The organism is Novosphingobium huizhouense (assembly GCF_020179475.1).
Lineage (GTDB): Bacteria > Pseudomonadota > Alphaproteobacteria > Sphingomonadales > Sphingomonadaceae > Novosphingobium > Novosphingobium huizhouense.
In genome coordinates, this window is sequence record NZ_JAILXZ010000001.1 from 650,127 (window position 1) to 670,261 (window position 20,135).

At 66.5% G+C, this 20,135-nt stretch carries 32 protein-coding genes and 1 tRNA gene; 13 read left to right on the forward strand and 20 right to left on the reverse strand.

Features of this window, described 5'->3' with window-relative positions:
* The first annotated feature begins 8 nt into the window (after nt 1-8).
* Both K3A85_RS03150 and thiD read left to right on the forward strand, forming a co-directional pair.
* Nucleotides 9-239, forward strand: coding sequence for a DUF1272 domain-containing protein (locus K3A85_RS03150; protein ID WP_225205043.1), 231 nt, complete (start codon nt 9-11; stop codon nt 237-239).
* A complete protein-coding gene (thiD, locus tag K3A85_RS03155) occupies nt 236-982 on the forward strand; it encodes a bifunctional hydroxymethylpyrimidine kinase/phosphomethylpyrimidine kinase (protein ID WP_225205045.1) in 747 nt (248 codons plus the stop codon). Before K3A85_RS03150 ends, thiD begins: the two co-directional genes overlap by 4 nt.
* A 17-nt stretch (nt 983-999) precedes the next feature.
* On the opposite strand, the gene K3A85_RS03160 is transcribed toward thiD, so the two are convergent.
* The gene (locus K3A85_RS03160) at nt 1,000-1,476 is read right to left on the reverse strand and encodes a GNAT family N-acetyltransferase (protein ID WP_318248057.1); all 477 of its coding nucleotides are present in this window, start codon (nt 1,474-1,476) and stop codon (nt 1,000-1,002) included.
* Nucleotides 1,477-1,525: 49 nt separating this feature from the next.
* Complete coding sequence (locus K3A85_RS03165; protein ID WP_225205047.1) at nt 1,526-2,425, reverse strand: LOG family protein; 900 nt, start codon at nt 2,423-2,425, stop codon at nt 1,526-1,528.
* Between the two features lie 248 nt (nt 2,426-2,673).
* On the opposite strand from K3A85_RS03165, the gene K3A85_RS03170 reads away from it, so the two are divergent.
* A complete protein-coding gene (locus K3A85_RS03170; protein WP_225205048.1) occupies nt 2,674-2,955 on the forward strand; it encodes a hypothetical protein in 282 nt (93 codons plus the stop codon).
* A gap of 183 nt (nt 2,956-3,138) precedes the next feature.
* Nucleotides 3,139-4,284 (forward strand): calcium-binding protein, encoded by a 1,146-nt coding sequence (locus tag K3A85_RS03175; RefSeq protein WP_225205050.1) that lies wholly within the window; start codon nt 3,139-3,141, stop codon nt 4,282-4,284.
* A gap of 193 nt (nt 4,285-4,477) precedes the next feature.
* Here the strand turns inward: K3A85_RS03175 and K3A85_RS03180 are convergent.
* Nucleotides 4,478-4,551, reverse strand: a tRNA-Gln gene (locus K3A85_RS03180).
* A gap of 206 nt (nt 4,552-4,757) precedes the next feature.
* On the opposite strand from K3A85_RS03180, the gene K3A85_RS03185 reads away from it, so the two are divergent.
* Both K3A85_RS03185 and K3A85_RS03190 read left to right on the forward strand, forming a co-directional pair.
* Nucleotides 4,758-5,090 (forward strand): hypothetical protein, encoded by a 333-nt coding sequence (locus tag K3A85_RS03185; protein WP_225205051.1) that lies wholly within the window; start codon nt 4,758-4,760, stop codon nt 5,088-5,090.
* Nucleotides 5,091-5,257: 167 nt separating this feature from the next.
* Nucleotides 5,258-5,611 carry a thermonuclease family protein gene (locus tag K3A85_RS03190; RefSeq protein ID WP_225205052.1) on the forward strand — a complete coding sequence of 118 codons (354 nt, stop codon included), beginning with the start codon at nt 5,258-5,260 and terminating at the stop codon, nt 5,609-5,611.
* Nucleotides 5,612-5,644: 33 nt separating this feature from the next.
* On the opposite strand, the gene K3A85_RS03195 is transcribed toward K3A85_RS03190, so the two are convergent.
* The 12 genes from K3A85_RS03195 to K3A85_RS03250 form a co-directional block, all read right to left on the reverse strand.
* The gene (locus K3A85_RS03195) at nt 5,645-6,040 is read right to left on the reverse strand and encodes a hypothetical protein (RefSeq protein ID WP_225205053.1); all 396 of its coding nucleotides are present in this window, start codon (nt 6,038-6,040) and stop codon (nt 5,645-5,647) included.
* A 464-nt stretch (nt 6,041-6,504) separates the two neighbouring features.
* Entirely contained in the window at nt 6,505-7,713 is a 1,209-nt protein-coding gene (locus K3A85_RS03200) for a site-specific integrase (RefSeq protein ID WP_225205054.1), read from the reverse strand.
* Nucleotides 7,710-7,913, reverse strand: coding sequence for a hypothetical protein (locus K3A85_RS03205; RefSeq protein ID WP_225205055.1), 204 nt, complete (start codon nt 7,911-7,913; stop codon nt 7,710-7,712). Before K3A85_RS03205 ends, K3A85_RS03200 begins: the two co-directional genes overlap by 4 nt.
* Before the next feature lie 62 nt (nt 7,914-7,975).
* Nucleotides 7,976-8,311 carry a hypothetical protein gene (locus tag K3A85_RS03210; RefSeq protein ID WP_225205056.1) on the reverse strand — a complete coding sequence of 112 codons (336 nt, stop codon included), beginning with the start codon at nt 8,309-8,311 and terminating at the stop codon, nt 7,976-7,978.
* The gene (locus tag K3A85_RS03215; protein WP_225205057.1) at nt 8,311-8,574 is read right to left on the reverse strand and encodes a hypothetical protein; all 264 of its coding nucleotides are present in this window, start codon (nt 8,572-8,574) and stop codon (nt 8,311-8,313) included. Before K3A85_RS03215 ends, K3A85_RS03210 begins: the two co-directional genes overlap by 1 nt.
* Nucleotides 8,574-8,810, reverse strand: coding sequence for a DUF2312 domain-containing protein (locus K3A85_RS03220; RefSeq protein ID WP_225205058.1), 237 nt, complete (start codon nt 8,808-8,810; stop codon nt 8,574-8,576). Before K3A85_RS03220 ends, K3A85_RS03215 begins: the two co-directional genes overlap by 1 nt.
* 11 nt (nt 8,811-8,821) lie before the next feature.
* Entirely contained in the window at nt 8,822-8,986 is a 165-nt protein-coding gene (locus K3A85_RS03225; protein WP_225205059.1) for a hypothetical protein, read from the reverse strand.
* Between the two features lie 172 nt (nt 8,987-9,158).
* Complete coding sequence (locus K3A85_RS03230; protein ID WP_225205060.1) at nt 9,159-9,599, reverse strand: hypothetical protein; 441 nt, start codon at nt 9,597-9,599, stop codon at nt 9,159-9,161.
* Nucleotides 9,596-9,859: a hypothetical protein gene (locus K3A85_RS03235; protein WP_225205061.1), complete on the reverse strand. Its 264-nt coding sequence runs from the start codon at nt 9,857-9,859 to the stop codon at nt 9,596-9,598. The genes K3A85_RS03230 and K3A85_RS03235 overlap by 4 nt, the downstream gene beginning before the upstream one ends.
* A complete protein-coding gene (locus K3A85_RS03240) occupies nt 9,859-10,203 on the reverse strand; it encodes a hypothetical protein (protein ID WP_225205062.1) in 345 nt (114 codons plus the stop codon). Before K3A85_RS03240 ends, K3A85_RS03235 begins: the two co-directional genes overlap by 1 nt.
* Before the next feature lie 264 nt (nt 10,204-10,467).
* Complete coding sequence (locus K3A85_RS03245; protein ID WP_225205063.1) at nt 10,468-10,923, reverse strand: hypothetical protein; 456 nt, start codon at nt 10,921-10,923, stop codon at nt 10,468-10,470.
* Between the two features lie 196 nt (nt 10,924-11,119).
* Entirely contained in the window at nt 11,120-11,497 is a 378-nt protein-coding gene (locus K3A85_RS03250; protein ID WP_225205064.1) for a helix-turn-helix domain-containing protein, read from the reverse strand.
* A 121-nt stretch (nt 11,498-11,618) separates the two neighbouring features.
* Here K3A85_RS03250 and K3A85_RS03255 point away from each other — a divergent pair, with 121 nt between their 5' ends.
* The 6 genes from K3A85_RS03255 (at nt 11,619) to K3A85_RS03280 (ending at nt 16,230) form a co-directional block, all read left to right on the forward strand.
* Entirely contained in the window at nt 11,619-11,846 is a 228-nt protein-coding gene (locus tag K3A85_RS03255; protein WP_225205065.1) for a helix-turn-helix domain-containing protein, read from the forward strand.
* Nucleotides 11,843-12,505, forward strand: coding sequence for a hypothetical protein (locus K3A85_RS03260; protein WP_225205066.1), 663 nt, complete (start codon nt 11,843-11,845; stop codon nt 12,503-12,505). The genes K3A85_RS03255 and K3A85_RS03260 overlap by 4 nt, the downstream gene beginning before the upstream one ends.
* Nucleotides 12,502-13,101 carry a hypothetical protein gene (locus tag K3A85_RS03265; protein WP_225205067.1) on the forward strand — a complete coding sequence of 200 codons (600 nt, stop codon included), beginning with the start codon at nt 12,502-12,504 and terminating at the stop codon, nt 13,099-13,101. The genes K3A85_RS03260 and K3A85_RS03265 overlap by 4 nt, the downstream gene beginning before the upstream one ends.
* Nucleotides 13,098-13,244 (forward strand): hypothetical protein, encoded by a 147-nt coding sequence (locus K3A85_RS03270; protein ID WP_225205068.1) that lies wholly within the window; start codon nt 13,098-13,100, stop codon nt 13,242-13,244. Before K3A85_RS03265 ends, K3A85_RS03270 begins: the two co-directional genes overlap by 4 nt.
* 79 nt (nt 13,245-13,323) lie before the next feature.
* Nucleotides 13,324-14,361, forward strand: coding sequence for a DUF7146 domain-containing protein (locus K3A85_RS18095; protein ID WP_225205069.1), 1,038 nt, complete (start codon nt 13,324-13,326; stop codon nt 14,359-14,361).
* 3 nt (nt 14,362-14,364) lie between these two features.
* Nucleotides 14,365-16,230, forward strand: coding sequence for a hypothetical protein (locus K3A85_RS03280; protein ID WP_225205070.1), 1,866 nt, complete (start codon nt 14,365-14,367; stop codon nt 16,228-16,230).
* Here K3A85_RS03280 and K3A85_RS03285 read toward each other — a convergent pair.
* Nucleotides 16,227-16,439, reverse strand: coding sequence for a hypothetical protein (locus K3A85_RS03285; protein ID WP_225205071.1), 213 nt, complete (start codon nt 16,437-16,439; stop codon nt 16,227-16,229). The two genes, K3A85_RS03280 and K3A85_RS03285, sit on opposite strands and share 4 nt — an antisense overlap.
* A 137-nt stretch (nt 16,440-16,576) precedes the next feature.
* On the opposite strand from K3A85_RS03285, the gene K3A85_RS03290 reads away from it, so the two are divergent.
* Nucleotides 16,577-16,939 (forward strand): hypothetical protein, encoded by a 363-nt coding sequence (locus K3A85_RS03290; RefSeq protein WP_225205072.1) that lies wholly within the window; start codon nt 16,577-16,579, stop codon nt 16,937-16,939.
* On the opposite strand, the gene K3A85_RS03295 is transcribed toward K3A85_RS03290, so the two are convergent.
* The 4 genes from K3A85_RS03295 to K3A85_RS03310 form a co-directional block, all read right to left on the reverse strand.
* Complete coding sequence (locus K3A85_RS03295) at nt 16,936-17,148, reverse strand: hypothetical protein (RefSeq protein WP_225205073.1); 213 nt, start codon at nt 17,146-17,148, stop codon at nt 16,936-16,938. The genes K3A85_RS03290 and K3A85_RS03295 overlap by 4 nt on opposite strands.
* Nucleotides 17,145-17,537 (reverse strand): hypothetical protein, encoded by a 393-nt coding sequence (locus tag K3A85_RS03300; protein WP_225205074.1) that lies wholly within the window; start codon nt 17,535-17,537, stop codon nt 17,145-17,147. The genes K3A85_RS03295 and K3A85_RS03300 overlap by 4 nt, the downstream gene beginning before the upstream one ends.
* A 90-nt stretch (nt 17,538-17,627) precedes the next feature.
* The gene (locus K3A85_RS03305; protein ID WP_225205075.1) at nt 17,628-18,632 is read right to left on the reverse strand and encodes an ArdC family protein; all 1,005 of its coding nucleotides are present in this window, start codon (nt 18,630-18,632) and stop codon (nt 17,628-17,630) included.
* A 90-nt stretch (nt 18,633-18,722) separates the two neighbouring features.
* On the reverse strand, nt 18,723-18,941 hold the full coding sequence (locus K3A85_RS03310) for a hypothetical protein (RefSeq protein ID WP_225205076.1): 219 nt from the start codon (nt 18,939-18,941) through the stop codon (nt 18,723-18,725).
* Nucleotides 18,942-20,135: the final 1,194 nt, after the last annotated feature.

The following is a 20,135-nucleotide window of genomic DNA, read 5'->3' on the forward strand; positions in this document are numbered from 1 at the left end:
CCTTTGCCATGCTCGAAATGCGACCCGACTGCGAACGCTGCGGCGCCGACCTTCCCGCCGAAGCGCCCGGCGCCTTCATCTGCAGCTTCGAATGCACCTTCTGCGCCGAATGCAGCGAGGACATGGACGACCGCTGCCCCAATTGCGGCGGCGAACTGATGGATCGCCCGACCCGCGCCAAGGCGCTTCACGCCAAGCATCCCCCTTCGACCGAGCGCAAGTTCGGGGGCATGGCGTGACCCCGCCGCGCATCCTCTCGATCGCCGGCTCCGACAGCTCGGGCGGGGCCGGCATCCAGGCGGACATCAAGACCGTCACCATGCTCGGCGGCTATGCGATGACGGCGGTGACCGCGTTGACCGCGCAGAACACCACCGGGGTGGCGATGGTCGCGGCCAGCGCGCCCGACATGGTCCGCGCCCAGATCGACGCCTGCCTCGACGACATCGGTGTCGATGCGGTCAAGATCGGCATGCTCGGCTCGGCGCAAGTGGCCACACTGGTCGCCGAGCGGCTCGCAGGCCTGGAAGTGCCGATCGTGTTCGACCCGGTGATGGTGTCGACCAGCGGGGCCGTGCTCGCCGACGACGCCACGATCGCGGCGTTCGAGCGGCTGATGGCGCTGGCGACGCTGACGACGCCGAACGTTGCCGAACTGGAGGCGCTCGGCGGCGATGCGGCAATGGCCCGCCGCGGCGTCGCCTATCTCGCCAAGGGGGGCGATGCCGGGGGCGCCGAAGTCGTCGACCGGCTGGTGGTGCCGGGCGAGCCGCCGCGCCAATGGAGCGCGCCGCGGATCGACACGCGCCACACCCACGGCACCGGATGCACGCTGTCGAGCGCGATCGCGACGCTGCTCGGCATGGGCCTGCCGCTCGACGAAGCGGTCGAGGACGCCCGCGAATTCGTCCGCGCCGCGCTGCTCGCCGCGCCGGGCTTTGGCGCCGGCCACGGCCCGCTCGGCCATCAGGCGGTGCGCTGACGCGCAGGCGTGCGCCGCTATGCGGCCGGACGCTCGAGCGCGAAGTAGACGCTGTCGCACCATTCCTCGCCGACCAGCCAGGTACGCTCCTGGCGGTGGCTCTCGGTGAAGCCGAGCCGCTCGAGCAGGCGGATCGAGGCCGCGTTGCGAGGATCGACGTCGGCGAGGATCCGCGACAGCCGATGGTGCGCGAAGGCGCGGGCGACCACCGCGCCGACCGCTTCGCGCGCATAGCCCCTGCCCCAGACCGCGGGATCGAACAGGTAGCCGATGTACGGGAAACGATAGAACCCGGCCTTGCCGATCACCCGGCCCTCGCTCTCGACGATGAAATCCTCGCCTTCTTCCGGGCGGATCGCGATCATCGCGGCGAGCCACTCCCGCGTCGCATCGATCGTGTCGTGCGGCGGCGTCGACCAGTAGGCCATCGCACGCGGCTGGCGCATGATGGCATGGAGCGCATCCAGATCGCCGGCGCCGGCCGGGCGCAGCACGAGCCGGTCGGTCCTGAGGACAGGCGCGGGATCGGCCCCCGCGGGCCGCTCAGTCGCAGTCGAGCGCATAGAAGTCGACGATGTGCGCCCAGGCTTCCTCGGCGGTCTCGACCATGCGGAAGAGGTCGAGATCCTCGAAGTTGATCACGCCTTCCTCGGCGATCGCCTGGAAATCGATCACCTTGTTCCAGTAGTCGGCGCCGAACAGCAGGATTGGGATCGGCTTCATCTTGCCCGTCTGGATCAGCGTCAGCAGCTCGAAGAACTCGTCGAAGGTGCCGAACCCGCCCGGGAAAACCGCCACCGCGCGCGCCCGCAGCAGGAAGTGCATCTTGCGCAGCGCAAAGTAGTGGAACTGGAACGACAGGTGCGGGGTGACATAGGCGTTGGGCGCCTGTTCGTGCGGCAGCACGATGTTAAGCCCGATCGATTCGGCGCCCGCTTCCTCGGCGCCGCGGTTGGCCGCCTCCATGATCGAGGGGCCGCCGCCCGAGCAGACGACGAACTGGCGCTTGCCCTGCTCGACCACTGCGCAGCGCGAGGCGGTGAAGGCGAGGCGTCGCGCTTCCTCATAGTATTTGGACTTGGCCACCAGCCGCTCGACCACCGCCTTGCGTTCGGGGGTGGTCGCGGTGGCGAGCGCGGCCTGCGCCATCTCGGGCGAGGGAATGCGCGCCGAGCCGTACATCACCAGGGTGGAGCCGATCCCGGCCTCTTCCAGCAGCATGTCGGGCTTGAGCAGCTCGAGCTGGAAGCGGACCGGGCGCAGTTCCTCGCGCAACAGGAAGTCCACGTCACGGAACGCGAGGCGGTAGGCGGGGTCCTGCTGCTGCGGGGTGGTGCGCGGCTGCGATTCGACGAAGCTCGCCTCCTGCTCGGCCTTGTAGAACTTGGCGCGGGTCAGGTCGCGGCCGGCAGCGTCGTCGCGCTTCGATTGGTCGGTGCTCATGGATCGTGCTTCTCGCCGTGTCGGTGCCAGGGTGCAATCTTTTAAGCCGTTTTGGCGCGGGTTGCCTCGCGCATGTTGCAACGCATTAACGTTCTTTCGCAGCTGCGAAACCGCGAAAAGCTAACGAAACCTTACGGGGACCATCGTAGTTTTAGCAGTTTCTTCGGGATTCGTTTTAACCCGGTCCTAACAACGTTCCTCAACTTGCCTCGGGCGAGATCGCGGCGGACCAACCAAGGGGGTAAACGATGTCCGCAAAAAAACACCGAAGCTCTTCGCTCGCATTCACTCTTGTCGCAGTCACGCTCGCTGCCGCGCCTGTGGGCGCCTGGGCCAAGGAAACCCGCTCGGGCAGCAGCCTGCCCGCACCGAAGCCGCCGGTTCCCGCCGCCGCGCACGGCGGAGCAGCGAAGGAGCTGCCCAAACATGTCGGTCCGAAGAAGGGCTGGCCACGCAATCACGGCATCGAGAACGCCTGGCAGCATGCCAACGAGCATTCCGCCCACCATCGCAACGACAGCGACGGCTGAAGGATGCGAGCCGGTCCGGCCGTTCCCGGGCCGGCTCCATCGCCGGGGCGCACCCCACGTGAACGGCCCGGGCAGGCCCCTCCCCCGCAGGCTCGCGCTTTGGTCGGCGCAGCGTTAGCAATCTTCTGTCGTATGCTGTTAATGTTCCGCAGCCAAAAGGCTAGGTAGCCAAGGAGGGGTTCCATGTCTGATCTGTTCAAGTTCGTTGTCGCCGGGGACACCGTGCAATGGTTCGAAGCCGAGGACGAAGGCTTCGAGCTCAAGCCGCTTCACCTCAACCAGACCATCGCGTTCGACGCGCTGACCAACGACGTCACCGTCCGCTCGACCTTCAAGGACTTCGTTCGCGTCGACGTGTTCCACCAGACGGCGGACCTGACCGACGATGCCTCGCTCTACGGTGAGCCCGACGTCAGCTTCCAGACGCTCGACGGCCAGCCGATCACCGGCGGCGGCAAGGGCGGCCACGAGCCGGGCGAGCAGCATGGCGGCAAGCACGATCTCGACAACGACGGCAGCGACGACGACCACGTCGCCGGCACCAGCGGTCGCGACGCGTTCCACGGCGGCTTCGGCGACGACCACCTCGACGGCGGCGACGGCGACGACAAGCTCGCCGGCGATGCCGGAGACGACGACCTGATCGGCGGCGCCGGCAACGATTCGCTGAGCGGCGGCACCGGCTTCGACATCGAGCACGGCGGCGCCGGCAACGACAAGATCAGCGGCGGCGACGACGGTGACCAGCTCTACGGCGACGACGGCGCCGACAAGATCGCCGGCGGCAACGGCGACGATGTCGCGCACGGCGGCACCGGCAACGACAAGATCGGCGGCGATGCGGGCAACGACACGCTGTCGGGCGACGATGGCAACGATGCGGTCGCGGGCGGCAACGGCAACGACGATCTCGACGGTGGCAGCGGCAACGACGTGCTCAAGGGCGGCGCCGGCGACGACATCCTCGACGGCGGCAGCGGCTTCGACCGGCTCGCCGGCGGCGATGGCGCGGACCACTTCGTGTTCGGCGATGGCGACTTCGCCGGCCTTTCGGCCAAGACCGCGGATCGCATCATCGATTTCAGCCATGCCCAGGGCGACCTGATCGACCTCGCGGCGGTCGATGCCAATACCCTCGTCGACGGCGACCAGGCCTTCAGCTTCATCGGCACCGCCGCCTTCGGCGACGTGGCCGGCGAGCTGCGGATCGAGGCTGCGCGCGGCGGCGTGCTGATCCAGGGCGACACCAACGGCGATGGCGTCGCCGACTTCGCCATCCGCCTCGATGGCAAGGGCATCATGCCGGTCGAAACCGACTTCGTGCTCTGACAAGCGCGACGACCCCGGCCGGGCAGGCCGGACCGCATTCCCGCAAGGGCGGTCGTTCCAGGTGAACGGCCGCCCTTTGCATTTGCCCGCAGCTCCGCGGACAGCCCCTTCTCCGGGGACCGACCGCTCCGCATCGGACGCGCGCGCGTGATGGCCGTTCGCCTTGGCGGTTCGGGCTGATGATTTGGGAAAATGGATGCCCCGCGAGGATTCGAACCTCGATAGACGGAATCAGAATCCGTAGTCTTACCTTTAGACGACGGGGCAATGGGAGGCCGCCTCTAGGCGGCGGAAAACCGTGCGTCAAGCCCCATGCGACAGATGCCGTGCGACGGTTTGAAAGTCGCACGTGCGACTTTTTGATTCGCGGCAGGGCCGGAGCCTGCGTGCGACCGCAGGTTTTCCCGGGTTTGCCCACCGATGGATGCGCAACGTCCCTTGCCCTTCCGTTCCTTGTCTGTTCTCATTGCGCAATGGCAAAGAGCGAAGCGGTGACGCCCACCTGGGTGATGAGTCTGGGAGCGATGCTGGCGGCCGATGTGAAGGTCCGCGCGATGTGCACCGAGTGCAGCGCGTATCGCGACATCGACCTGTACGCGCTCGCGGCGAAGGTGGGCGGCGCCTATAGTCTGCTGAACCGGCGATGCCGATGCCGCCTGACCGATGGCTGCACCGGGTGGAACCGGTTCTACTACCTCAACGGCCGGTACTGGCCGATGTGGAACGACGCTGGAATGTGGCGGTGGCTCAAGCTTGATGAGGGAGAGGCCCGCTCTCGTCGATCAGGACAGCGAGGCGGAGCGTAATGGCATCCAGTTCCTCTCGGCCGCTGGCCACCGACTGCCAGTAGATCAGCGCCGATTTCAGATGGGCCAACGCCTGTTCCAGATGAGCGGCAGCGTGCTGAAGCTGGTTATCGGGCATGGGGCAATTCCTCGTTGGCGGTTAGGCGTAGCATGATAAGCAGACCCCTATGAGCCAATTTCTTGCCCTGGTTGCCGGCGCGGCCCTTTGCGCGACGCCTTCGGTCCATGACGGCGACACGATCCGGTGTGGAGCCGAGCGTATTCGCATCGCCAACATCGATGCGCCCGAGCTGCCCGACAGCCCGAAGTGCCAGGACTACAGGCGAAGCTATGCCTGGTGCGACTTCGCGAAGGGTTATGCGGCGCGTGAGGCGCTGCAGCGATTGCTGGCCAGCGGACCGGCGCGCATCGAGCGCATGGGCCAGGACAGGTACGGGCGAACGCTGGCGCGGGTGACGGTGAGCGGGAAGGACGCGGGAGCGGTGCTGGTGCAGCAGGGACTGGCGCGATGGTGGCAGTAAGGGCGGCGGCGCCCTAAGACGCCGCCGTAACCGTCAGATCAACGGACGCTGCCAGCTGGCGCGATCGTCGTCGAGCACGGCGCGCAGGCGGGCCGCGCTGCGGGCCGTAGCATCGCAGCACTGGGACGTGCCGCGGCGATCTTCGAACCTGATCCGCTCGGCGCTCATGGCCTCGGCCGCCATGACGAACGACAGCTCAAGCCAGTCCATGTGATCGCGCAGGTTCGCCTTTGGGCGAAGGCCGCGCATTTCGCGCAGGCGCTTCGCGCCAGCACCCAGCAAGTTGCGGTTGATCGCCTCGGTGCACACCATGTAGCCCCGACCGGCGACACCGTGTTCATGAAGCGTGTCGGTATATCCGCGCCGCACCTTCTTGGACTGGGCCCGCAATTCTGCCGCATTTGCAGCATGGTTCGTCTTGGCACTCATACGGAAAGGTCTCCATACGAGGGCCGGCGGGCTTGACCGGTGCAGGAGATTCCCCCACACCTTCAGCACTACCAATCGATCGCAAGGCCCGCCGGCCTTCGGTTGAACAAGCGCCGGTGATCCCCTGGCCGGGATTGCCGGCGTTTTTGTCGCCGGCTGCAGCGCATCGAGCTTGCAGGTACACAAGAGAACCTACCCACTCGACGCCACCATAGTGGCTGAAGAAGTTTCAGACACAAGTGGGGGAGTGCCCTTTGAGCGATTCCGTTCGTCGCATGAGTGATTCACAATACCGCAGCTACACGCATTGTGCAGCGCAGCGAATCTCGCAATTTCGCCGGATCAAGCGCCTCTAACGGCCCGCAAAATTAATTTTACACTGTCGATGCGCACTGTGCAAAACAGCGTCGAGCGTGGCGGTCGTCCAAGTCCGCCTCGATCCGCATCTAGCCCAACACCGATCTTTAGCGCGCGTCTCGCTTTGCTTCTCGCGCTGCGCGGGCGCGCAGGGCGGTGGCCATGGCGGCGCAGGCGGCGCGGGTGTTGGCGGGCATGTAGTGATCGAGCACGCTGGCGGTGCCGATGACGGCGTGGCCGCTGATGGTGACGATTGCGGCGGTTTCCACGCCGAGGTCGCGGAACATGCTCATGCCCGAGCGGCGCAGGTCGCGGAAGCGCTTGCCCTCCAGGCCGGCTTCGTCAAGCACCTTGCGCAGCCGGCGCTGGAACAGCCATTCGGGATAGGGCCGGCCGGGCTGTTCATCGTCGTAGAGCAGGTGCTGCGCATCGTGTTGCGACGACCTGGCAAAGGCTGCCTCGATCCGTTCGTGCAACCACGGCGGCATCGGGCAATCGACCCAGGCGCGCGTTTTCATCTGCTGCAGGCGGAAGCCGCGGACATCGCCGCGCGCATTCGCCAGCACGGCGGCATCGGTGGGTGCGGCGTTGTCGTACACGCGCCAGTTGAGGCGGGTGAGCGCGAGCAGGTCGGCTTCGCGTTGAAAACTCCAGAGGCCCAGCTCAAGCCCCAGCGCGAGGCTGTGCCAACCCTTCCCCGCCGCAATCGCCACGGCATCCGCGACTTCGCTTTCGAGCAGGAGGACCGAGCGTTTGGGCGTCGCGGGGATCTTCACGCCCTTGGTGGCATTGTCCTCGATGATCCCTTCACCGATCGCCCAGTTCAGCAGCAGGCGCAGGATGCGTAGCGTGCTGGCGCAGCGGAACAGGCTGCCATCGTTGGCGAGCAGGCCCTTCTTCAGATCGGCCACCATGGCCTTGTCTATCGAGCGGACGGGCAGATTTCCCTCTTCGGCCCAGTATTCGAGCTGGCGCAGGCGGACGTTGTATTCGGCCTGTGTCTTGTCGCCCAACCCCTGCCATTCGGTGCTGGCGCGGTAGGCGGCGACAAGATCGGCGAAGCGCCACTTGCGCGGCAGGCGCGCCATGCTCCGAGCTGCCGCCTTGCCGGTGCGCCATTCGGCAACCTTGTCGTTCAGGGCCATCGCAGCGGTCATAGCAGCGCGAGTGCCGGCGGCGTCGCGCGCGTTGCGGCGGGTTCCGAGCATGTGGTTCTGGAAACCGGCCTTGCGCAGCGACGGGCTCGGCTTCCAGTGCGCGACTTCGGTTCCGTCGGCGCGCTTCTGCCAGTGCAGGAAGGGAATTTGCCTGGTCACCGGCCGCGCCCCTGGTCCGCCGCGAGGGCCTGAAGGACTTCATCGGCCACGCCCGATGGACAGGCCATGGCGCCGGAGTAGATGCGTTCGGCAGTGCGGTGCGAGAGGCTGTGCCGGTGCCCGAAGGCGCGCGGCCCGCCGAGACGTTCGACATAGGCGCGCAAGGCTGGGCGAGTGAGGACGGCAGGGGAATCGGACATGGAATCGGCCTTTTCTTGCCGGGGCGGACGCAGCCGAAGCTGCGCCCGGGTGCTGGCGTTGGTCAAGCGGAGGGAAAATCCCAGTGCGGCTGTGACACCGCCCTGGTTTCATAGGGCGTGAGACGGAAGGCCGTGCCGTTGCGCAAGCGGTAGTACACGCCGCCGTTGGGCTGGACCGATCCGAGAACCACGCCGCTGCGCTGGTTGGCAGACACGAAGGCTTTCGCCTTCTCCGTCAAAGGCAGCGCGCCGCCCAAGGCCGGACAATAGGCGGCATCGTGGATTTCAGGCTCGTCCAGCTGACCGCAGGCAACGCACCGCGGGAAGCGGGGGTCCTCCTTTCCCGAGGCGACGAACCGTGCATGCATCCGGCCCTGAAAGCGAACGCGCCATTCCATCACGCCGCCTCGTGCTCGATCGGGGAAACATCGAACTCAGACGCGAACGGGAACGGTTCACGGCTCCACCGGCGGATGTGCTGGCCGCAGGCGCTGAATTGCACGTAGATGCGTTCGTGCACGGTGCGCAGCTCTCCGATGGCAGCAAGGACCGCGCGGCGCTGGTTGGGAGAAATTCGCCGTTCGTTGGCGGCAAGGAACTCCTCCAGCTGGTTGGCGATTTTCGCGGGGACGGTGCCAGGGGCGTTGTCAGCAACGGCCATCAGTCGATCCCCAAGGCGTTCTTGTAGGTTTCCAGCACCGCTTCCATTTCGCGGCGATCGTCGGGCTTCATCTTCCGCAGCTTGACGATCTGGCAAAGAATGGTCGGGTCGTAGCCGACAGCCTTGGCCTCGTTGTAGACATCGCGGATGTCGTCCCCGATCCCCTTCTTCTCGTCCTCGAGCCGTTCGATCCGTTCGATCAGCAGGCGCAGGCGGTCGTCGGCACTTTCGGCCATGGTCTTTCCTTTCAGGTAGTGGGAGCTTGAGAGCTTGGCCGCGCGTGTGCTGCGAGCTGGCGCAGGGCGGCGATGTGTTCGCGGGTTTCCGGGCGCAGGGTGCAGCCGGTGAGGTCCAGCAGGGCGTCGAGCAGCTTGAGCAGCTGGCGCAGCGCGCGGCGCTCTGCCGGGGTCACAGCAGGCTGCCCTGCGCTGGCGCGGCGGCGGCCTGCGCAGCGAGCGGTACGCCGGACGTGGCGCGAGTGTGGCAGGATCGGCAGCGCCATGGGCCGGCGGGGCCGGTTGCGCTGAAGGTGGGCCAGGGCGCCGGACAATCGGCGCAGGTGGCGGGCTTCCAGTGCGGCGCGATCACGCCGGGATGGCCAGGTGGCGGCAACCGATGTCCGAGCGGATGCCACAGAAGAAGCAGGGGACGACGGCTTGACCCGCCGCCGGCACGGATGGTTCGCCCATCGGTGGCGCGGCTCCATCGCGTGTGATGGTGGCGCGGCTGGGTTCCTGCGCGCGCGCGGCCTTGACCGGATCACGCAGCCGCCAGTGCAGCTCTTCCACCGTGCCGGCGGTTCGCTTGCCCGTGGCGCAGATGGTGACGACGCGGTTGCAATTGCCGCGCTGGACCTCGATCCGGCCTTCGGCCTGCAGCCGGTCAAGCATCCGTGCGGCCGTCGCAGTGGAGCTTGCGCCTATTGCCCCGCAGATTTCATCGTTCTTGGGACATGGCGCGTGTGCTTCGGCTGCATGGACGAGCAGCGCAAAGACGCGATCGACCGCTGTGGCAGCAGAGATCATGCCGGCAGGCCGCCGAAATCGACGCGGAACTTGTAGATGGCAGCGCGGAGTTGGTCGATTTCGTCGCGCGCTTCGCATCCGGCCTGGGCGCGTTCCAGCAACAGTGCAGTATCGAGCGCAGCGGCGAGCTCGATCACCATGTTCTCATCGTCGAAGGCGAAGCCGTCGCCGCAGGGGCCATCGACCGTGTGGCGCAGCAGATCGGCTGCAGCGGCGGCGCAGACCTGCGCGGCCTGGGTGGTGGTGAGCTGGGCAGCCATCACAGCGGCTCCGTCATGGCGGCGAAGTCGGCGTCCTCTTCGGCCTGGATGCGATCCATGGCGGCAAGGATCATCGCGCCCGCGCGTTCGAGGTTGGACAGGGCGTGCTGGCGCCCCTTGCCGGTGCGCCCGGCGAACTGGATGTCCTCCAGCGCGGCGACGAGGTAGGCGCGCGCATGTTCCGGCAGGACGTGGAGCGGCAGCTTCAGGTCCTTGTCCGGCGCGTGGCCGTGGCGGGCAACCTGGTCCATGCGGCGCGCCATCACGCGGGCCATGGCGGTTTCGGGGCGCCACGGGAGCGCAGGCGCGGGCGCCGCAGCGATGCGGTCGTGGTGAAACGTCATCGGTTTCAGCTTCCGGTCGATAGCCATTGCCAGAGCCAGGTGAGGCCGGCGGAGGCGAAGGCGGCGCTGCACATGATGGCCGCCAAAGTGAGCGGGCCGCAGCCGCGGGGCGGATCGGGGCGAAGCTCCAGCGGACGCAGGCGCGTTTCGCGGATCACAGGACGCCCGCCATGCAGAGGCCGAACGCCACGCGATCGAGGAAGTGCGCCGCGACGACGATCCCGAAGGCGATGGCCCCGGCCCGCAAGGCGACGGCGGGGAGCGTCATGCGCGCCGACGCCCGAGCTGACCCAGCAGCACCGCGCGCGACGCCATAGCATCGCGCGTGGCGGCGCTGGCCGTTTCCGGCACCAGCGCGCCGGGGTAAGCAGCTGCGCCGCCAGGCGGTGTCCAGCCATCGAGCCAGTCATCGAACCGCATGGCGTCCCAGCGTGAACGCTTGCCGATCGAGAGGGCGCCGGACTGAACGATACCGGCATGGATGCGCGGCGTCTTGGGTAGCGGCATGCCGGACTGTTCCGCCAGCTTGCGCAAGGTGCCGATCAGCACCTTCTGGCTGACGTGCGCCAGACCGACGAGGCGCGCGACCGCGTTGATATCGTATTCGCGCGTCGCCGGCACGAACGGGCGCGAGTGGCGGAGCCGCGGCAGATCAGGCGCGTCGGGGGGCGGGGGCGCGGTGCGCGCCTTCCCGGGGAAGGCCAAGAGTTGAGCAGGCATGGTTTCCTCCTGTGGACGAACTGTTCACGGGAGGTTTTTGCCTTCTATGGCGAATTAGTGCAACAGGAAATTTGCCCTCTATGGCAAATCCGTATTTGTCACCATGGCGAACGCCAAGACGATGGCCGGGCGAGCGGGCACGAAAAAGCCCGCCGGATTCGCACCGGCGGGCCGATCTTCAGCAACAACCAGGGGTTCAGCCGGTCTTGCGCGGCAGCTCGACGACATCGGCGCCGCCCGGTTGCGGCAGGAACTGCCGCTGGCTATCGAGCATCGCCAGGATAGCCGCCCGATTGGGGTCGGGCAGAGCGCGCATGAGGTTGACCATATCGCGCTCTTCCGGGGAAAGGCCGCCCAGCTCGGACGAGAGAAGATCAGCCGCCGCGCATTGAAAGACCGGCGCCATGCGTTCGAGCCACGCCTGGTTCAATTCGCGCTCGCCGGATTCAATCCGCGCCAGGTGCGTCCACGAAAGGCCGATCGCGGGGGCGGCCTCCTTCAAGGTGAGCCCGGCCTTCTTGCGCCATTCGCGGACGCGGTTGGGTCCCTGTGCAATGTGTTCGCGCTTTGCCATCGCCGGGAATTGTAAAACAACGCCTCGCATGCTCTTAGCCCCTATCGTGACGAACTTTCGGCCTGCAGGGTGTTGCCATAATTCGCCATAGAAGGCAAAAAGCTTTCGACGCGGAGGTAACATGCACGCAGCAGCACGTAAGATCAGGAGCTGGCGAAAGGCGCACAACCCGCGCCTGACCGCCGCCGCCTTCGGCCAAATGGTCGGGATTTCGCCCACTCAAGCCTATCGCATCGAGAACGGCGCCCTGCCGCACGGCGATGTCATGGACAAGATCGTGAAGATGGGAATCTGCGCGCCGGACGACTGGTTTGCCAAGGGCGACGAGGGCCGGGAGCAAGCGGCGTGAGCGTACCGCCGCGCGTCTTGATCGCGTGCGAGCGCAGCGGAGTCATGCGTCGGGCGTTCGATGCACTGGGCTGGGATGCGTGGAGCTGCGACACGCAGCCTGCCGACGACGGCAGCAACCGGCATATCCGGGGCGACGTGCTGCTGCACCTGGACGACGGATGGGACCTGCTGGCGGTGATGCACCCGCCCTGCACCCGCCTGTGCAATTCGGGCGGGCGCTGGCTCTACATCGGCGGGCGAAAGGTGAACGGGCGCGATCCGGAAAAGTGGGCCGAGCTGGAGGGCGCGGCGTGGTTCTATCGCCAGCTGCGTGACGCGGAGCAGATCCCGCACCGGGTAATCGAGAACCCGGTGATGCACGAACATGCAATCCGGCTGACCGGACGGGGGCGCACCCAATTCGTGCAGCCATGGTGGTTTGGCGATCCAGCGTTCAAGGCAACGGGCCTTGAGCTGATAAACCTGCCGGACCTGAAACCGACCGACAAGCTTACGCCGCCCCGCCCGGGCACCGACGAGCACAAGCGGTGGAGCGCGATTCACCGGGCGCCGCCGGGCCCCGATCGCGCGCGGCGGCGGAGCGAAACCTTCCCCGGCCTCGCGGCGGCAGTTGCTGCGCAGCTGGGCGCCTATGTAATCGAGAGGATGGCGGCGTGAGCGGTTCAGAAGCAGAGGAGCGCATCCGCTTGAAGGTTGAAGCGGCATTGCGAATGCAATTCCCGGAAGCCCGCATCATTCACGAGCTGGTCGTGCGGCAAGGTTCATGCCGCCTCGACCTCGCGGCAGTAACGCCGAACCGGATCGTGCTGGTTGAAATCAAGTCCGAAAAGGACGTGTTGAAGCGCCTGGATCGTCAGACCAAGGAAGCCGAAGAGGTTGCCGACCTTTATCGCGTGGTCGTCGCGGCCAAGCATCTTGACAAGGCGCGCGAGGCGACAGGCTGGGGCCGTGTGGTGGCCGAGGACGACTTTGCCCGCGAAATAGGTACAAGCTGGTCCGCAAAGCAGCTCATGGGCACCCCGTGCAATGCTCCTGCACGGCTTGCGATGCTGTGGGCGAACGAGCTCCGGATCGTGGCCGAAACGGGCGCGCGCGTCGCGCGAGAAGCGAGCATCCTGCGCGCTTCGGAATATTTCACCGGCGCCGAGGTACGCAAGCGAGTCTGCGCTGCGCTTCGCGCGCGCCCGTTCACCCGTGCCGACGCGCCCATTCTGTCCGACCTGTTTCCTACCGTTACGCAGGCGGCGGCATGAAGCCTTGGCCGGACCCCAAGCTTGTGAAGGCGGCGGCGCGGCATGAGGTGCTGCGGATGATTGCCGCGCTGCCCTATCGCGGCAGCGTGGACCGGGACCGCCTCGGCCCCGCTCGGCCGATCGCGCCGGCAGCGCAGGACTGACGCCATGGCGGGGGGCGAGGAACTGACGGCGCGGGACATCGGGCGCATGCTGAACGCCGAGGCGGCACGGCTTGCCCGCGTGCTCTATCCCGCCGGAACCGAGGCTGGCGGTTTCTGGAGCGTGGGCAACATCCACGGGGCCAGCGGCAACAGCCTGAAAATCCGCCTGTCGGGCAGCAAGCAGGGGACCTGGGCGGATTATGCCGCCGACGAGGGCGACCCTGCCGGCAAAGGCGACATGTTGAAGTTGGTCATGCTGACTGTGGCGGAGCAGCCGACCTATGCCGCGGCGATCCAGTGGGCAAAGGGCTGGCTGGGCATCGAGAGCATGAACGGCGACCAACTGGAGGCACACCGCCGCCGCGCCGAGGCGGCGCAGCGCCGGGCCGAGCAGCGCCGCGCGGGCGAGCGCGAGGACAAGCGCCGGCAGGCCGAGGGCCTGTGGCTGAATGCCGCAAAGCCATTGGGGACACCGGCCCTAGCCTATCTGCAGGGCCGCGGCATCGACTTCGGCGCGATCGGCCACGTGCCGGGCGCAATTCGGTTCCGCCCCGATGTGTGGCAGGCCGAGCTGCACCGCAAGGTCCCCGCCATGTGTACGGCGTTCTGGTCGATCGAGGGGCAATTCGCCGCGGTGCACCTGACTTATCTGGACCGACTGCCCGACGGGCGCTGGACCAAGCTGCAGGGCGTGGAGAGCGCCAAGAAAATCCGCAGCCCGGCGTATTGGGGCGCGCACATTCCGATCGCGAAAGGAGCGCAGCGGTGCCCGCTGAAGGACATCGCGCCCGGCACGCCGGTCTATGTTTCCGAAGGGATCGAGGACGGGCTGACCGTGGCGATGGCCAAGCCGGACGCGCGGATCGTCGCAGCGGGTACGCTGGGCAACATCGGCGCGATGATCCTGCCGCCGCAAGCCGGCGACATTATCATCATCGGCCAGCAGGACGCCCCGGGATCGAAGGCTGACGAAAGCCTGGAAGCGCAAGTGACCAAGCAACAGGCGCGCGGACGGCAGGACGGCAGCAACCGCCGGGTGCGGTTCCTGTGGCCGGACCCCGCCTTCAAGGACTTCAACGACCAGCTGCTCGGCAAGCGGATCGAACCAAAAGGATAACAGATGGCGCGCAGGCCGATTGATTCCATTGCCAGCACCGAACCGGTGGACGCGCCCGACTTCTTTGGCGCGAACGAAGGCGCATCGCCCGAGTGCGGGCCGGTGCCGTTGCTACCGCAGCCGTGCCCGGTGACGCCGCTTGGCGTGCAGGGCACGAAAATCTTCTTCCTCGACAGCCTGAACCAGATCGCGACGGCGCCGGCCAATATCCAGAAGGGCGACCTGAAGCTGTGGTTCGGCAACGACTGGCTGGAAGAGCACTTCCCGCAGAAGGATGCCAAGGGCAACGTCGTCAAATTCAATCAGGACCTGGCGCAGACCGCGCTGATCGAGGATTGCCGCAAGAAGGGCATCTTCAATCCGCACGGCCGGGTGTTCGGGCGCGGAGCGCATCGGGCGCGCGAGGACGAAAGCCAGCTTGTGCTGCACCTGGGCCGCAAGGTGATGCTGGCGAACCCGAAGGATCGCAAGGGCAAGCCGGCGAAAAGCCGGTTCGAGCCTGCGGGTGAAATCAACGGGTGTTATTATCCTGCCCTGCCCGGCCTGCCGGCGCCGGCCGACGAGGCGAGCAGCACGACGGACGCGCGCAACCTGCTCGACCACCTGAGCCGGTGGTACTGGGTGGAGCAGAAGGCTGCGCCGTTGCTGCTGCTGGGCTTCATCGCGGAAATGTTCATCTGTGGCGCGCTCGAATGGCGGAGCCATATCTGGCTGGCCGGACCGACGGCCGCCGGCAAATCGAGCCTGCAGAAGGTGATCCGCGCGATCCATGCGGATTGGTGCCTGCACACCGAGGACGCCAGCGAAGCGGCGATCCGGCAAATCCTGGGCGACGACACGCTGCCGGTAATGATCGACGAAGCCGAAGCGCACGATCGGCCGGAACGACTTGCCGCGATCCTGAACCTGATGAAAAAGGCATCGAGCGGCGCGAAGCTGCATCGTGGCGGACAGGACCACAAGGGCATCGAGTTCACCGCGCAGAGCTGCTTTCTGCTGTCATCGGTGCTGCATGCGAACATGCGCGGCGAGGACCGCAACCGGATCGCGATCCTAGAAATGCGCGCCGTGCCGATCGAGGCCGAGCCGATCAAGGAAGACTGGCAGCATTGGCGACAGCTGGGCCGCCGAATGCACCGGCGGATGATCGAGCAATGGCCGCGCTTCGAGGTGACGCTGGACCTGTACAAGCGCGAAATCGCCGCGAGGCGGTTCGAGGGGCGTTGGCGCGACACCTACGGCACGCTGCTCGCCTGTGCGGACCTCCTGCTGTACGACGACGTACCGGGGGACAACATGGCCGCCAACGAGGGCGAGGGCCGCGAGCGCGTCGGCGAAGCGATATCCACGGTCCAGGCGCTGCTGACGCGGGGCCGCGTGGAAGCGCGCAGCGATGTCGAACGGGTGCAGCTGCACCTGCTGTCGCACATGCTCCCTGGGGCGCACGGCAAGCCCGGCGAGAGTGTGGGCACGTGGTTGGACCGCGCGATGCGGTTGCGGATCGTGCCGGGCGAGTTCCCGACCGATGACAGCACCAAGGAAATCGACCACGAGGCGCGGGCCAAGCTGAAAAGCTGGGGCCTGCGGGTGATCCAGTTGAAAACGGAAGGCGGGCGGTGGCGCGTTGCCGAGGCGCTGCCGGAGACACTGGAAAACCAGTATCTTGCCATCGCCTATCCCACGTACAAGCCGCTGTGCGACGTGTTCCGCGGCAGCGAATGGGCCGAAGGCGGATGGCTGCAATCGCTGGGCAAGATCGAGGGCGTGGTGAAGGGGCTGAAAATTCGCTTCACATCGGGAAGCGATGGCAAGACGGACAACGCCATCGCGGTGCCGCTGTCCGTCCTGATGGCGGGCGAGGAAGGCTAACCGCCATCCTCGGGCAGGACCGGCAACATGTCGCCGACCATGCCGATCAAAGCACCCAGCCCTTCCGGATCGAACGCAACGGCGGGCGGTGCCGCTTCGAGAAGATCGCGCAGGGTGAAAAGCGCGCTGCGCGCGCGTTCCTGTTCGACATGCGGCGCGCAGGGCGCGAACATCGGTTCGCGCAGATTCAGGTGACTGATGTTGTCCATGACGATTCCCCCCGGGAGTGACGTTACGGGGCGTTTGTAAACAGCGTGCTAGCGTGTTGGAAAGTGGTTTGTTCTTATTATGTTCAATAGGAAGGCGCCCAGGTGATATAGTTGCCGAAAGATGCTAATTGCGTTGCATGATCGTTGCTTTGATCCTTGCTCAAGCCGCCGCGCCAACAGCAGATGCGGCCGAATTGCGGAGCGCGGTGGCCCAGGTAACCGCCACCACCCGGACGTGGTTCGACTGTGCATGGCAGGCGGCACCAGCACTCTCGGCAAATGGCACCGACAGCGCTGAGACGCTTGCAGCGGCGGCGGTGGATGGTTGCATCGACGAGCAGCGGGCAACCGAGGCCGCGCAAGCGCGGCTCGGCGCGCTGACGGGCCTGCCGTGGTCAGAAAGCCGAAAGGCTTTCGAGGCCGCGCGGACTGCGCAGATAAGGGGCATCGCCGCGCAGTTGGTCAGGATGCGGGCGACGGCGCAGCAGGGCAAGCGCTAGATCGGCCGGGCCGATCGCAGCACGCCGCGGTCGATCAAGTCCATCCGCCGTTCCAGCAGCTCGCCGAATGTGCGGCCGGGCAGTTGGGCCTGCCAGTAGTCGCAGGAAAGCCCGACGCGAACCATCTGGCAAAGGGCTTCGTCCTCTTGCGGGGTAAAGGGAACCGCGAGGGGGCGGCTCCAGGCGGGCTTGCGGCGTGGGATCGTCATAGCGCCAGGCCGAGCTGGAGGGTGCCCGCCGGATCGCGTTCAGCGTCACGCAGCTGGCGGGCCGCGAAGGGCAGGCGATCCTCTGACACGGTGATGAAGCGCGCGACGGCGCGGCTCCATCCTTGGCGGGCGGCGGCGCAGCGCCATTCGGCATCGATCGCGGCGCGCAAGACCGGATCGCGCTCGGCCCATCGATCGAGCATGGCCACCACCGCATCGCCATCGAACATTTCGAAGCAGTTGTCGTAAGCGCGCGATCCGATTCCGGTGCCAGTGCGCAGACACCGCGCAGCGAGTTGAACGCGGGCAAGGAAGCCGGCGGCATGGGCTGGATAGTGGGGGCAGGCAGTCCGCTTGCCGCAGTGTTCGCAGGGTTCACGATCGTGCATTGCTCGGCCTTTCTGCCGGGTACGCGCGGCCACCTTGGCCGCCCATCTGGACGCTGGACCCGGACCCGGACCCAGCGCCGCAGGGAGCGGTCAGAGCGCCAAGGCAAACTGAGCGGGTGCTGCCGAGCCGAGCGCGACAGGTAGCGGGGACTCACCCGGCACCGGCGCATCTGCTACCGGTTCCGCCCGGTCCTCGAATTCGGCGAAGCCGTCCAGCTCGCCCGCATTGGCAAGCACCAAGTCGCACGCTTGCTGCGCAAGGCTCGCAGCCTTGAAAATCATCCGCTTGTCGCTGCGCAGCGCCTGCAGCCAGTGAGCGAGATAAGCGGCGTGATCGTCGATGTGATCGCCCACGATGCCGAGACGCGCGCCGACAAAAGCCGCGCCGATTTCCGCAACCAGCTCTTCGAACGCATAGTCCTTGGACCCGAACTTGTTGAGCAACTGGCGGTTGAGGCGGGACTCGTGCCCAGACCAGTGGCAAAGCTCGTGCGCGAGGGTGGCGAGATAGCCGCCGACGGTGGCGAACCGGTCAAACGTCGGCATGTTCACAAGGTCCATGGTCGGCGCATAGTAAGCGCGGTCGCCGCTTTCACGGATCTGCGCACCGGAGCTGCGAAGGGCACTGTCGGCCACTTCATCGCGCTCTTTGCTGGCGCCGGGGATAACCGCCGGCCGCGCGTAGAACTTTGCCGGCAAGCCTTCGATCTGGTCGGCGTTGAACACCGTAAAACCGCGCATCATGGGAATATTTCGCTCCTGGTCCTCTCCCGCGTCGTTCTGCTCGGTGACAGTGAGCTTCTTGAAAAACACAATCCCGGTGCCCTTCGAGCCCTTGCGCACGGAACCGCCGAGCGCCTGGGCTTGCTTGAAGGTCATCCATCTGCGCGAGCGAAAGCCGTTTTCGTCGGCCGATGCCCACAACAACAGGACATTGATTCCGCGATAGCATTCGCCGGTGACGCGGAGGGGCAGGGGCGGCGTGCCGCCCGTCGTTCCGTCGGTTGCCCATGACGGCGCCCAAGGCTTTGTGCCCGCCTCGAGGCGGCGCACGATCGCGCTGGTAATGGTTTCGTAGATATCAGGCTTGGACATCGGTTTCGGCCTCCTGCCGGGGTTGATGCGGCCACGATGGCCGCCCGTCTGGCAGCTGGACCCACCCGGACCCAGCTGCACGAAGGGCGGTCATTCGTAGGCGTCGCGGTGATCCATCTCTCCTTCGAAGGCGCGGAAGCGTCCGTGCTGGGCGGTGTTGTCGCGGCCGTCGTCGTTGTAAGCCTCTTCGGCCGCGACGAACGCGCGGCGCAGCTCATGGTCGTCCATCCTTTCGGCCGCCGCTGACGCGGTACGATAGGCGTTGATGAATGCCTGTGAACGAACGGGCCTAGTGGTGCTGGCGGTCATTGTTTCGGCCTTTCTGCCGGGGTGCGCTGGCGACCATCGCCGCGCCGTTATTAGTCATAGAAGGCAAAAAACGAGTTCGTCAATAGGGGAAATTTTGCAACCGGCCAGCGCGGCGAAAGCCGCGCGGTGCGGCCGGTTTCCGCTTGATTTCCGAGCCTCACAGACTGCCGCGCCTGGCGCCCGATCGCGTCGCCTTTGTCCTTCACCGGACCGGACCCGGACCCGATTGCTCGAACGAGGAATTGGCCGCCGGGCAATGGGTCCGGGGTGTTCCAGTTGTTCCGCATGATATTGCCGGTGGAACAAGGAGAATGGCGGATTTACGCGCCTTTCGCAACCTGTTCCGAATGTTCTATTGACGCGCTCTAGCTCTGCATCTGCGCGTGAGTGCACATGCGTTATGCGCAGGCGGGTCGGGCCAGAACATTCGGAACATGCCCCGAGGTCCGCGCAATTGCGCCTTTCCCTTGTTCTATGTCCTGTTCCAGTGCGGAACATTTGGAACAGGGAAAGAGAGGGGCTTGCGGTTTTTGTCGTCTACGGCGAATTATTGCGGCATGGGCTCGGGCTGCATCTTCGACGGGAATATTCAAGGGGGCGGATATTCGCCTCGATGGGTGTTTGGGGGGCGTGGGTGCGGCGGCCTGGGGAATTTCGCGGCGGCGCGGCATGGTGCGCCAGCTGCGGATCGGCCTGGTTGTGGTGACAGCGACCGCTCCAGCTGGGCCGAAGGGGCCGGCGCCGCCGAGCTGGTGGCGTCGGCCTCGATCACGGATTTCTGCGGGTTTCGGCGGATCGCAAGGCGCAGCGTCGCATGGAAACCGTCGCACGGTGCGGCAGGATCGGCGGATTTCCGCGCCTTGCAGGGTGCCGGTCGTCTAATCGTCAGTCTGGCGACGCGCTCGCCGCGCTCGATCGCGATCCGCGCCGGGCGGGGGGCGGCGGCCGATGGCCGCCGGGGGGGCCCTTCCCCCTTCGGGGCCGTGGCCTGCACCGACGCGGGTTCCCGCGACGGGGCCGGAAATCTGGAAAATTGGGCTCAAGGACCTGCCATCGGCCTTGGCTGCCGATGGGCTGCGGTCGGGAGAGGCCGGAAGGCTTCCCCGCGCAGCATGGGGTCCGGGGTGCGGGAGTGCCTGAAGCGTTCAGCGATTGGCGGCGCGAAGGGATTGCGGCGCGTGGAGCGGGTCCGGG